Origin of the sequence: Caballeronia arvi, from assembly GCF_001544695.2 — a bacterium.
Lineage (GTDB): Bacteria > Pseudomonadota > Gammaproteobacteria > Burkholderiales > Burkholderiaceae > Caballeronia > Caballeronia arvi.
This window is the reverse complement of record NZ_FCOM02000035.1, coordinates 23,172-35,499: the sequence shown is the minus strand read 5'-3', so window position 1 is coordinate 35,499 and position 12,328 is coordinate 23,172. Positions and strand designations below refer to the sequence as shown.

9 protein-coding genes and 2 pseudogenes are annotated in these 12,328 nt (G+C 55.6%); 9 read left to right on the top strand and 2 right to left on the bottom strand.

Annotated elements, in window-relative coordinates:
* Positions 1-58: 58 nt before the first annotated feature.
* The 9 genes and pseudogenes from AWB74_RS28930 to AWB74_RS49045 form a co-directional block, all read left to right on the top strand.
* Positions 59-850 carry an alpha/beta fold hydrolase gene (locus tag AWB74_RS28930; RefSeq protein WP_087039244.1) on the top strand — a complete coding sequence of 264 codons (792 nt, stop codon included), beginning with the start codon at positions 59-61 and terminating at the stop codon, positions 848-850.
* Between the two features lie 1,674 nt (positions 851-2,524).
* On the top strand, positions 2,525-3,769 hold the full coding sequence (locus AWB74_RS28915; RefSeq protein WP_160110321.1) for an NAD(P)/FAD-dependent oxidoreductase: 1,245 nt from the start codon (positions 2,525-2,527) through the stop codon (positions 3,767-3,769).
* A gap of 69 nt (positions 3,770-3,838) precedes the next feature.
* Positions 3,839-4,261 (top strand): VOC family protein, encoded by a 423-nt coding sequence (locus AWB74_RS28910; RefSeq protein WP_061150069.1) that lies wholly within the window; start codon positions 3,839-3,841, stop codon positions 4,259-4,261.
* Between the two features lie 6 nt (positions 4,262-4,267).
* On the top strand, positions 4,268-5,209 hold the full coding sequence (locus tag AWB74_RS28905) for a 2-hydroxyacid dehydrogenase (protein WP_061150068.1): 942 nt from the start codon (positions 4,268-4,270) through the stop codon (positions 5,207-5,209).
* A 206-nt stretch (positions 5,210-5,415) separates the two neighbouring features.
* Entirely contained in the window at positions 5,416-6,546 is a 1,131-nt protein-coding gene (locus tag AWB74_RS28900; protein ID WP_235024711.1) for a porin, read from the top strand.
* Between the two features lie 267 nt (positions 6,547-6,813).
* Positions 6,814-7,116 (top strand): DUF4148 domain-containing protein, encoded by a 303-nt coding sequence (locus AWB74_RS28895; protein ID WP_061150111.1) that lies wholly within the window; start codon positions 6,814-6,816, stop codon positions 7,114-7,116.
* A 1,016-nt stretch (positions 7,117-8,132) separates the two neighbouring features.
* Positions 8,133-9,227: a branched-chain amino acid ABC transporter substrate-binding protein gene (locus tag AWB74_RS28890; protein ID WP_235024713.1), complete on the top strand. Its 1,095-nt coding sequence runs from the start codon at positions 8,133-8,135 to the stop codon at positions 9,225-9,227.
* 303 nt (positions 9,228-9,530) lie between these two features.
* Entirely contained in the window at positions 9,531-9,977 is a 447-nt protein-coding gene (locus AWB74_RS48435; RefSeq protein WP_407642476.1) for a LysR family transcriptional regulator, read from the top strand.
* A pseudogene (locus AWB74_RS49045) lies at positions 9,896-10,099 on the top strand (helix-turn-helix domain-containing protein); the annotation flags it as partial. The gene AWB74_RS48435 and the pseudogene AWB74_RS49045, both read left to right, overlap by 82 nt.
* Before the next feature lie 146 nt (positions 10,100-10,245).
* Here AWB74_RS49045 and AWB74_RS28875 read toward each other — a convergent pair.
* Together AWB74_RS28875 and AWB74_RS28870 are read right to left on the bottom strand one after the other, a co-directional pair.
* Positions 10,246-10,863 (bottom strand): annotated as a pseudogene (locus AWB74_RS28875) (IS30 family transposase); the annotation flags it as partial.
* A 322-nt stretch (positions 10,864-11,185) separates the two neighbouring features.
* On the bottom strand, positions 11,186-12,229 hold the full coding sequence (locus tag AWB74_RS28870) for a GlxA family transcriptional regulator (RefSeq protein ID WP_061150065.1): 1,044 nt from the start codon (positions 12,227-12,229) through the stop codon (positions 11,186-11,188).
* Positions 12,230-12,328: the final 99 nt, after the last annotated feature.

Here is a 12,328-nt window from a genome sequence, read left to right as displayed (position 1 = left end):
GCCGGTTTGCGGGTGCGCACCTCGTTCTACCAATGAGAACGTCTGAGAGGGACTAGGTTTGCCTTATATAGAACGCGGCATTAGCCGCCAGTATTATGAAGTTCATGGCGAAGGCCCACCTATTGTTTTGCTGCACGGCGTGGGCGGGAATCATGCCAGTTGGTTCAAACAGGTCGTTGCGTGGCGCAATCGCTTCCAGTTGATTCTCGTTGATGCACGCGGCTTCGGAAATTCGACAGACGGTGAGCTGATGGGTCGTGCAGCATTTACAGACGATCTCCTCCTCGTTATGAACGAGCTGAGACTTCCTCGTGTCTCAATTGTGGCTCAATCAATGGGTGCTGGGACTGCAATCGATTTTACCTGCCGATTCCCGCAACGCGTCGAATCGCTGGTGATTGCAGATTCACTGGTCGGCTTAGCGTTGCCGGAGCCTCTCGCATCGAGCCTGAGCATGCTACGTCGCGAGACAGCGAAGCTGTCGCAGGTTGAGCGAGTGCTCGGTCGGGCATACGTGGAACGCGAACCAGAATCGACGATGTTGTATCTGCAGTTGGCGAGCTTCAATCGATATAACGCCAAGAACATTACGGGGCACCAGGCATCGCATTCGCCTCAAGAACTCGTTAAAACCGGCGTGAGAATCGCATTCGTGTCGGGCTCCGAAGATGTTTTATTTCCCGAGGAACTCATTGCAGCCGCATGCGATTGTGTTGTTGGCGCGGAACTTATCAGGTTGAGCGGTTGTGGGCATTCTGCCTATTTTGAAGATGCCGAGTCGTTTAATTTGCTTGTCGGCGCATGGTTGGAAAGAGGGACGGTTCAGCAAATACAGCAGTCAGGAGGGTAGAAGCCTTGCCGGCGGAGTCTATCTGTCATTTCAAGGGTGAGAGTAGAGACGGAAGATACAAACCGGTCGGCGTTTCGTCTGAGAGTTTTATTGTCGGAGTAGAGATTAGCAGGCAAGGACCATTCCACCACGAGCAATTAACGGAAAGAGAGTGGCGATTTACATCGCCTGCACACCGTCCGCATTCGTGCCAGTCGTGTCGACTGCTGCTTCGCCGGGGCCACTGCCACCCACACCTGACGCCGACTCCTTCAATCGCGCGCTTGGGAGGCCGCTGGGTTCGCGTTCGAAGGAGATGAAAAGGTGTACTAATCACATCTTCTAAATCCGTACGATCGCTCACCGCGACGTTTTAGCATGATGGAGAAGGCTATGGCAAATGGAGGAAAATCACTGAGAAGCATGGTTCAGAATTGGCTGGCACCAGATCCAACGAGAGGGTTTAGAGTCAGTCACTTTCGACGATCTGGGCGCGGGCGCTACGTTCGTGTCGTTGCAGAAAGTGGGGCGGGCTCAAGGGCAATGTTCTTTTTTCGCCACAGAGATGGGTCGTGGCGTATCTTCCCACCCGAGCCTGAACTACCAGCTATGCAGGTTGAACAATCTGCCTGGACGCTGGAAGCAAAGATCAATTGAACATCCGGTGCCGCGAGGGCAGTCGACTTCGGCTCGTTCTGCGGCCAACGGAGATCAGATCGCCTTCAACAGCGGAGGAACACGTGCAGAGCGCATGCGAATAGCGAACGATCGATTCCCCAGAGCACGACGCACAGAAGTGCCGAGTGCATCGCGGCGAATTTGTACGTGGGCCGCCGCGACTACAGCATCGTCGAGGCGGTCGTCGCGACGCGGAGTGATGCGCTAAAGCTCACATTGGCTGGCAGATCTGTCTTTCATGCGCATGCTGCTAGCGCGGTAGTCGAGCGTATCGAGGACGAGAAAACGTTGTCAGTTTCCGCGGCGCAACGGGAAACGCGCTCTGAGATCCAAATTGTTGCTCGGTCGTCGGCTCCCGACATATAAAGTCTGCTCCTGACCGCACGCAACTTGGCAGATGCCTGTGAGTGTCCACTCGGAGACACCAACGGGAATCCCGTGAAGGGCGCGCTCGATGCTCCCGAATCAGGAGGTCGGTACAAAAATGCCGTCGCGGCAAGGCGGAACGTGCCGCTTGAGCGCTCCGTGCCATTCGACGTCACGTGAAGCGCAGGACTCACGCCCATCACGTCTTCACGCAGGCCGGCACGATGTCTTGGCACGTGGCCGGGCAGCGCGAGGGCCCGGTCATCGGTTTAATGGGATCAGCCTTGCAAGCGTACGCAGCAGATTGGTGGAGACGCGTTCAACGCGCGCTTTGCGATGCGTGAGTTTTTCTGTTGCATACGGGTTGTAAATTTCGGTTGTTGCTTGACGCGCGTCGCATTACGCTGCGGGAATCGGCTAGAAATCGATAGAGCAGTTTGCCGTTGTTTAAATTTCATAGCGAACGCGATGTGAAGGGATCGTGGTAGTGCTTTGCACCGCGTTGACGACGATCGAAGGTCATTCCCTTCGGCATTAATCCACAACGTGATGGAAGCTTTTGTTATGTATACAGTGCACATTGTGCAGTGTTTGCATGGGTGATCGTCATGACCGAGCGAGCATGCTCGAGGGCGCATGGGGGAAACGTTGATGAACTTCGAGAATCGAAACGAGGCGATTTTAATCGTTGGCGCAGGCTTGTCCGGGGTGAGTGCCGCCGATGGTATACGTCAGGCGGGATTTGAGGGGCGCGTGATCTTGGCAAGTGACGAACCAGAAAGTCCTTACGATCGGCCACCTCTGTCGAAAGAGGTTTTGCGCGAGCCCGATGCACTCCAGCGCCTGCAGTTACGGGATTCAGATTTCTATGCCCGAAATCGCATTGAAATGATGTTGGGCCGTGCCGCTGAGCGGATCGAACGCGACACTCGTCGCGTACGTTTTTCGGACGGCACAATCGTGCATTATGAAAAGCTGCTTATCGCAACCGGCTCATCATTGCGAGCATTGCCGATCTTGCCGACTGGTATGTCGATGGTGTTTTATCTGCGAAGACTTTCCGACGCGATTGCACTGCGCGATGCTCTCCCAAAGATCAGCCGGCTGTTGATCATTGGCGCGGGCGTCATTGGTCTGGAAGTCGCGGCCGTTGCCAGGGATCTCGGTATCGCGGTCACGGTGCTCGAGGCTTCGGCCAGGCCCATGGCTCGCGCTACGTGCGAGACAATGTGCGATTTTATCGTCGATCGACACATGAAGCACCAAGTTGATATCCGGACACAGACCACGATCCTCGGTGTTGAAAAACATGCCAATGGGTATCGGGTCACACTTTCGGACGGCAGCGCGGTATTTGCGGACGCGATAGTCGTCGGCGTGGGCGTAGTCCCGAACATTGGACTCGCTGAAGCAGCCGGTCTTACCGTTAGTGCGGCGGGTATTCATGTAGATGGTCAGGGTCGGACTGACGATGACCATATCTATGCGGCAGGCGAAGTAACATTTCACTACAACTCGTTGCTTGAACGGATGGACCGCCAAGAAAATTGGGCGCATGCGTCCGCGCATGGTGAACACGTGGGGCGGGCAATGGTCGTGGGTGGACCCGACTACGCCGAGATTAGCGGCTATTGGTCGGATCAGTACGATTTCAGCGTTCAATCGTTCGGCGTCTCCGCTGGGGATCGGAACGTCGTGCGCGGTAATCCCGACACTGGCTCGTTCGCGATATTTCACTTAAGCAATGGCGTGGTGATAGGGGTGAGTGCTGTCGGTGCGGCGCGCGATATGCGCGCAGGCAAGGCTTTCGTCAACGCGGGCGCAGAGGTTCCCGAAGACGTTCTGTCCGACTTGACGATAGATCTCGGAAAGTGGCGCCAACAAGTTTCGACCTGATCTGCTCGCTTTTATCGAAAAATCACGAAGAAAGCCGCGAAATCCCTCGAATTAATAGGTATTGCAAGGATGACGAACACATTGCGCCCATTTCATCTGGCATTTCCTGTCTACAATCTGGACATCGCTCGTAAGTTTTATGGCGAAGTACTGGGGTGCCATGAAGGACGAAGTACCGACCACTGGATTGACTTCAATCTGTTCGGTCATCAGATCGTGGCGCATCTCAGCGATGCTCCCCGGCCATTGAACAAAAGCGACGTAGATGTCGAGGCAGTTCCTATTCCTCGTTTCGGTGTCGTTCTGACGTTAAACGAATGGAGTGCTTTGGCCGAACAGGTTCAAGCGGCCGCGATTCAATTCATTGTCAAGCCGCAGGTCCGTTTTCGTGGACAGGCCGGCGAGCAGGCGACGATGTTTTTTTTAGACCCATTTGGGAATGCGATCGAGTTCAAAGCGATGTCGGACTTGACTCAGCTCTTCGGCGTCTGACCGATCATGAAAATTCTAGTCGCGATGACCGGGAAAGACCCTGACCTCTGGCTACCGTTATTACGTGGCGCATTGCCGGATGCGGAGATTCGCAGCTGGGCGGACGGGGACGATTTGCCGGCAGATTACGCGTTGGTGTGGAAGCCGGCTCCCGAGGTACTGACCGGACGCGTCCACCTGAAGGCGATTGTCAACATGGGCGCGGGTGTCGATGCCATGTTGGATCTCCACTGCAGCCACCCTGGCGCGATTCCGGAAGGCGTGCCGATCTATCGGCTTGAAGATGCAGGGATGGCCATACAGATGGTCGAATACGCCACCTATGCAACCTTGCGGCACTTTCGGAGTTTCGATGAATACGAATTCCAGCGTAGAGAACGCCTATGGCAGCCGCTTTCCCCGCGAGTTGCGAGCGATGTGGTCGTTGGCGTAATGGGCCTTGGAAGCTTGGGCGCCGCAGTAGCAAGCCGGTTGGCGCTTCTTGGCATGGAGGTTCGAGGGTACAGCCGCTCACATAAATCTATTGACGGCGTGCTCAGCTTTAGCGGTACGGAGCAATTCGAGTCGTTCCTGCATGGTGTTCATGTCTTGATAAACCTCCTTCCGAATACAGCGGATACACGCAATGTTCTAGGAAAGGGAACCTTTTCTCTCCTGGGTAGGGGCGCTTATATCGTCAATCTGGCGCGCGGTGTTCATCTGGTCGAAAACGATCTACTCGACGCGATCCACACCGGTCAAGTTGCGGGCGCGATGCTCGACGTATTCCGTGAAGAGCCGTTGCCCGCTTCGCATCCGTTCTGGGACGAGCACCGTATCACGATTACACCGCATATCTCGGCTCAAACGATGCCGGGCGAAAGCGTCAGGCAGGTAGCAGAAAAGATCAGGGCTATCGAAGACGCGCGAGTCCCCACAGGCCGTGTTGATCTGTGCCGTGGCTATTGAAGAAGGTTGAAAGCAGTGGAAACGAAGTTTTCTGTGTCCCAAGGGCGGTGTCGCACTCGGAAGCGTGATCCAGGTGTGACCGAAAAAAGCCGCTGTATGCCGGGCTTCCATAAAGCCCTACGTTGATCTTTTGCTTCGACCTTTTCTTCAACCACGTTTGCGATCGATTTGACGGGGAAGACCCCATGAAACGAGTTTGCTCTGCAATGTTGTTGACATCGGCTATCGCCTCTCCGGCGGCATATGCCCAGTCGTCGCCGTCGAGCAGCGTCACGCTGTATGGCCTCGTGATGGGAGGCCTGATCTACGCAAATAATTCCTTGAAAGGACCGTCGGTGTCGACGGCGACCGGTCCAAGCAGATGGGGCCTCAAAGGCGTGGAAGATCTGGGAGGCGGCCTGCGTACGCTCTTCACACTCGAAGGCGGTTTCAACCCGAATACCGGCTCAATGTCCCAAGGCGGTCGTGAATTCGGTCGTCAGGCGTTTGTCGGCTTGCAAAGCGATACGCTCGGCGTGGTCACATTCGGCCGTCAGTACGACCTCACGCAAAACTGGCTCGCCCAATATTCCGCGGCACTGAAGTGGAACGGCTATGCGGCGTCTATCGGCGATAACAACAATTTCAACTTCCAGTTCCGCACGAGTAACGCGGTGAAGTATTTGTCGCCGAATTATAGTGGGCTGCAGGCGGGCCTGATGTACAGCTTCGGTGGTGTGGCCGGCAGCTTCGGCAATCAGAGTGCCTTAAGCTTCGGGCTGAACTACGCCAATGGTCCGCTGAGTCTCTCAGCTGCGTACATGCGCATGAACCATCCGTCATTGGCGGCGCCCGAGGGCATCTGGAATACGGCGCTGTTCCCGTCGATCACCGCGCAGTCGCCGACGTTTGCGTACGCGCTTACGCCAACGAATATGGAACTTTATGGAGGCGGCGGATCCTACGTGCTCGGTACGACAACTGTCGCAATGGTCGTCACGCATAGTCGTTTTGACAACCTTGGTGTGAGCCAACTTGGCCTCGCGACGGCACGCGCTGGCTTCACCAACATTGAAGCCAATGTGAGCAAATACGTTACGCCGGCTTACCAGGTCGCACTCGACTATATCTACACCATGGGCAAAGTTCAGCCAACCGAGTTCGCACCGAAGTATCACCAGATCTCGCTGTTCAACAATTACTCTTTGTCCAAAAGGACGACTTTGTATCTCGTCGGAATCTTCCAGCTCGCCGCCGGTGACGCGCAGCATGCGAACATCGAATATGCGAGCCCTGCTGGCGCGTCAACGACCAAAAGACAGGTGGCAGTCACGGCCGGCATGTTTCACCGTTTTTAGTCCGCACGTTGTATCCAAAAAGCCCGAACACTCTTCAGAACGGGAGTTCCGCGATAGTTTTGGGCAAATACGTGCGGACGCGGGACTTATTACTTGCGTTTCCTGAGGAGATTTAAGCGATCGTCGCCCGCGACTTTGACGCTATGTATGCGTTCGGTATCGGAGAGGCGGCCCCCGCGGGTAATTTTTGTACAGCACGTAAAGTGTTACGCTCACCATCGCATCGCAGGATTGGAAGACGTCACCGCAACTACTAGAGGAGTCGACATGCAAGCAAGCGTCAAAAACATCGCTGTGTTATTGGTTGTGACCGTTCTGGGCGCTTTCGGAGCGTCCCATGCGAACGCTCAAAACAACGGTTTGACCGGTACGGATACGACAAAAGCAGCGTCCACCACGAAGGCACAAAAGAAGGCGGCTCGAAAACAAGCGCGCGCGAAGAGAAACGCAGAGTTGAAGAAACTTGAAGACGCTGGTTATAACCCTGGTACGAGCAACGATATCGATTATCCGCAAAATATCCAGGATGCTCAGAAAAAAGCCAATAGCGGGGCAGGCACCAGCCAGTAATCGATGCCCCGCGGCCTGATAGTAAGCGGCCGGCGAGCCCCTCTTACCGGGCAATGAGCGAGTCGACAGATATAAAAGGGCGCCAGTTTTGAGGCAGCAATGCTGCGATGACGCTTGCCCTGTGGGTCGGCGCTCTTCGTCGGATCGCGCCGCGCAGGCTAACATGCGGATGCGATCATGGGGCTCATCCCCTTATGACTTTGCCGCTCCTATTGGGCCTCCGGCGAAAACCGCAGGCCGTAGAATCTTGGCGCATGGTCGATCGTGCAAGCACTGGCTTATCCACCTAAACTGCCGCAGCGAAAGACAACGCCTAGTCCCGTTCTCTCGGGTTCTTGCAGAGCCGATCTGCCAGACCTTTTTCGCCGCCTTGGGAGCGGGGTTATTTGCATGGTTTATGCATAGAGAGATTGATCGCGTTCCTGACACAACGCAAAGTAGAACCAAGCTATTGGGCCCGGAGCAGAGAAAAATAGGTGGCTTCCCATTCGACACTGCTCGATTTGTTACTTGGTCCATTCCAGATCCAGACCACTGTCCTCCTCAGTTCGCACGTTCCATCGATGGCTGCTTTAGTCAGTGTCGCGAGGCCCGCCGCCAAACAGGCAGACGCCCAGAAGGGATTGACAAGTACAGAGAAGTCCTCAAACTTTCACACCGTCTTTCCGTTTCTCCGCCAAATCCTAGGTAGATACCCGGGGAAGCCGAAACGTTCAACAGAATGTCCGCCCCCTTCAATCCAACACGTTTTCGACTGGATACTATCAATCACAGTTGCTGTTGGGCCCGGACGCGACCTCAGTCACATGCGATAAAGGCTTATGTCTTTAAGCTCATGAAGCGAACTCGTGTTAGCTCACTGAACGGAATATGCGTCCAGGAGGACGGGTCGGGTGGTATTTGATAGCAGTTCTCTGAGGGCGTTTCACCTCACATTCTTGGCGTGTTAGGAGATCGGTATGTTGAAGGAAAAAATATACGTAGGTGTACTAGCCATTGGTGCGGTGGCAGCATCAATGGTCAACCCTTTGAATGCCAACGCAGCACAAGTGGTAAAGATTGGAGTGTCCGCACCACTAACGGGCGGTGGTGCCTCCCTCGGAAAGGACACCGAGAACGGCGTGCGTATGGCGATCGACGAGGCGAACTCACAACACATCAGTATCGGTGGCGAGCCAGTGGAGTTTGTAATCAATTCCGTTGACGATCAGGGCGATCCACGCGTGGGGATGCAGGTTGCGCAAAAGCTTGTGGATGACGGGACAGCCGTCGTCATCGGTCCTCTGAACTCTGGAGTCGTGTTGCCCACATCGCAGGTGTATGCGGCCGCTGGTATTCCCATGTTGTTGGCCTCGGCTACCAATCCGAGCATCACACAACGCGGATTGAAGACGGTTTATCGAATGATTCCGACGGACGCACAGAACGCTGGGATTGCCGGCAAGTATGCAGTTACTGTGAGCAAGGCAGCACGTATCGCGGTATTGGATGATCGAACGGCCTTTGGGCAGGGCGAAGCCGAGGAATTCGTCAAGGCAGTCAAAGCGGCCGGCGGCAATATTGTCGGGCAGGAATACACAAACGACAAAGCGGTCGACTTCCGTGCTCAACTCACTCGGATAAAGGCCGAGAACGCTGACCTCGTCTACTTCGGCGGCTTGGACAGTCAAGCGGGGTTGGTGATGAAGCAAATGAAGCAGCTCGGGATGAAGGCGCAGTTTCTTGGAGGAGGAGCCGTTGCGGACTCCGTGTTCACCCAAACTGCTGGGTCGTCTGGAGAAGGCGCGCTTGCCTGGGAATACGGCCGCCCACTCAGTGAACTTCCGCGAGGAAAGGAATTCGCTGACAAATACAAGAAGAAGTATGGTACTGAGAACCTCACGTATTCACCCTTTGCTTACGATGCAACGTGGCTTGCTATCGAAACGATGAAGAAGATGGGCTCGACGAAGCCGGCCACATTTGGGCCAGCTATCAGACAAACAGAGTTCACCGGGATTACTGGAAAAATCGCGTTTGATTCGAACGGTGACCAGAAAAATCCGATATCGACGCTTTACCAGGTGAAAGACAATAAATGGCAGCCCGTAAAGACAATGACGGGTAACTAGGTGGTATCCGCGAGCGTCTCGTGCGCTCGATGCGCTCGCGGCTGACGAAGTTAAGCTGACCACCGGATGCTGATGACGACGTCGTGAAAGTGTAAGTATGACGGTCCTTCTCAAATGAACCGCTGAAGCGGGCGGCAGCACGTGGCGACACGGTGTCTTTGGAAAGCGTTGTTTTACGAACGATGCAATTCGGTCCGGCACCGCTCTTCAGAGTACGGCGCGTCACAATCTGAGCGACCGTTTTCGCGTCCCATTGGCATGAAAAGCTTACGACACCGACTTCCTCCGTTGCCAAGTCTTCTCGTGTTTGAAGCGGCTGCTCGAACTTCGAACTTCACGCGCGCCGCTACCGAATTGCACGTCACTCAGGCGGCGGTGAGCAAGCAAATCAGAATGCTTGAGGAGGGGCTTGGCTTCAAGTTATTCCAGGGTCCTAACGGACGTGTTGTGCTCACTCCTCGCGGGAAACAGCTCCAAAATAAAGTAAGTTCGGCTTTCAATTATCTGGCCGATGCGGTCGAAGAAATCGGCGTAGCAAATTTGAGGGTCTCCGTTACCCTTGCAGCGAACAGCGCAGTTTCCCACTATTGGTTGGACAGGTACTCCGGGCGTTCTGAACGGCGGCCTCAAAAGCGAGGTGCAACACTTATCTCGTATAAGGTGTTGCATTGCCCGACACAACTACTTCATACCAGCACCTTCAACCTGAAGAACGCCTCGCCATCGCAAGGCTACGATTGCAGGACGTGAGCATTCGGGCCATGGCCCTAATGCTCGGGCGCTCGCCCTCCACCGTGAGCCGTGAACTGACGCGCAACAGCTCTCCTGCTGGCTACGCATCAGTGCCAGCTCAAGCGCTGTTAGATAGCCGTGTAAATGGTTTCATGCGATACGTGCTGGGCGGGGTCGGTCGGAGACATCCGCCTAAGTGTGTCCGATATCTGCTGAGGTGACCACTTCCAGTCCAGCAACGTGAGCACAATCCGCCAGCGAACGCCTTGCGTGCAAAGGGTTGGCTTGCTGAGGCGAGCGTGGCGGCGAAGACCTCGAATGGCGAATGGAACGCGTGGGTTGCGCGCGGCCGGTTGTTCAGGCTGTCGGCGATAGCATCGAGTTCGTCCTGTGTGTAGACCGAGAGGTCGGTTCCTTTGGGCAAGTATTGTCTCAGCAAGCCGTTGGTGTTTTCACATGTGCCGCGTTGCCAGGGGCTATGGGGGTCACAGAAGTACACCCCCACGCCGGTGGCCGCGGCGAGTTCCTGATGGCACGTAAGTTCCTTGCCCTGGTCATAAGTGAAGCTCTGGCGCAGGGGTTCAGGAATCGAGTTGAGTTTGGCCGAGAAGCCCGTCAGAGCCGAGGCGGCGGTAGCATCGTCCATCTTGGCAAGCAGCACCAGCCGGCTGGTGCGCTCAACCAGCACGCCAACGGAGGATTGGTTCCCAGCGCCTTTTATAAAGTCGCCTTCCCAGTGGCCAGGCAGCAGGCGGTCCTCGATTTCGGGCGGGCGTACGTGAATACTCACCATGTCGGGAATCTGCCCGCGTCGGTCTGTGCCGCGCGTGCGCGACATGCGGGTGTTGTGGCCGTGGCGCAGGCAGGCAATCAACTGGCGGCGCAATTCGCCACGCGGCTGAGCGCTTGGCGGGGCCGCGACCAACCCTACGGCGGGCGGCCTCAAGGCGCTAAACATTACCCCCCTGTTGCACCTCGGCTTGAAACCGCCCTCGGGGATTACCTTTGCTGATTTGCCGCTGAAGTCATATTTAAGCCCGTCAGACCCTTCACGGCATCATCATTTTGCCGGCCTGCAGGTGCGGACGCCGCCACAGCCCTCACGTCCGTTGACCGTTGATCTCCTGTGGCGCAGTCCATCGCTGTTCCGCCGCGGTCACCGCAGGCGACGAGCACGTCAGCGACGTATCCCTGCCAAAAGATTGGTGATCCGACTGACGAACGTGCTATCTCACGATTCGCCGGCGGCGCCGAAATGCGTCGGGCGTTTCTTTATACGCTTTTTTGAACCACCGACTAAAGTGAGCAGCGTCCGCAAAGCCGCACTCGTTTGAAATCTGCGCAATGCCTCGATCGGAGTTGAGCAAAAGCCAATGACCATGTGCAAGCCTGATATTTCGCCACGTATCCGCGGGAGTGTCGCTTCCATATTTCGTAAAGAGACGACTCAACTCACGTTCGCTGCATCCGACTTTTTCGGCGAGATCGCTGATCGAGATTGGAGCCGCGATATGCCGCTCCATGATTTCGACCGCGGTCTCTACTTTGCGATTCCCGCATGTGGCCAATTGACCATATGGGCGGTGCGGAAAGCGTGACGCCGATCGTTGATGCTCGATGAGAAGTGAAGTAAACCCCTTTACCGCCCGAGCCTTCCCACATCGCTCACCGATTACGTGAAAAGCTAGATCGAGAGCCGATGTCCCGCCTAGGCACGTCATGACGCCACGGTCACTAACATACATCTCATCGGATACCGATTCTACGTCTGGAAAAAGTCGTCGAAACGCCGCCTGATGCTCATGGTGTACTGCGCAGCGTCGCCCGGCGAGCAACCCGAGGTCCGCTAGGATAAAGCTGCCAGTACAGAGTCCGACAATACTGATGCCCGCCTCGTAGGCTCGGCGGATATAGTCCCGAGACACCTGATCAAGTTCAAGACAATCCGGCAGCAGCCCTCCTGCCACGACGATGAAGTTCAAGCTATCGAAGTCGCCCAGTTTTCCGTCGGGAAGAATCTGTGATCCACAGCTTGCTTGGATCGGCTTTTGAGGATCTGCAGCCAGAGTCTTCCAGGTGCAATAAATCTGGCGGCTGTGGTCTGCTTCGTCCGCTGCATGGCGAAGACTGTCGATAAACGCAGCAAACGGCAAGAGCGTAAACTTCGGGCAAAGAATAAAGGCCGCTCGGATGTCTGGCTCGATGCCAGTCAACGCAGGGGGTTTCACTTCTTGGTTATCTGCTGCGATCAGTAACTGGTCTCGCTTCATGAACGGATGCCTGGTGTCGGTTGCACGAACCCGGACGACACCAAGAAATCGCCCAACCTGATCGCCAAAAAATAGGGGCAGGTCAGGCTGAAAGATTCA

Coding starts and splice junctions, on each gene's coding strand:
- AWB74_RS28915 (WP_160110321.1), top strand. CDS start 2,525: ATGAACTTCGAGAATCGAAACGAGGCGATTTTAATCGTTGGCGCAGGC.
- AWB74_RS28910 (WP_061150069.1), top strand. CDS start 3,839: ATGACGAACACATTGCGCCCATTTCATCTGGCATTTCCTGTCTACAAT.
- AWB74_RS28905 (WP_061150068.1), top strand. CDS start 4,268: ATGAAAATTCTAGTCGCGATGACCGGGAAAGACCCTGACCTCTGGCTA.
- AWB74_RS28900 (WP_235024711.1), top strand. CDS start 5,416: ATGTTGTTGACATCGGCTATCGCCTCTCCGGCGGCATATGCCCAGTCG.
- AWB74_RS28895 (WP_061150111.1), top strand. CDS start 6,814: ATGCAAGCAAGCGTCAAAAACATCGCTGTGTTATTGGTTGTGACCGTT.
- AWB74_RS28890 (WP_235024713.1), top strand. CDS start 8,133: ATGGTCAACCCTTTGAATGCCAACGCAGCACAAGTGGTAAAGATTGGA.
- AWB74_RS28870 (WP_061150065.1), bottom strand. CDS start 12,229: ATGAAGCGAGACCAGTTACTGATCGCAGCAGATAACCAAGAAGTGAAA.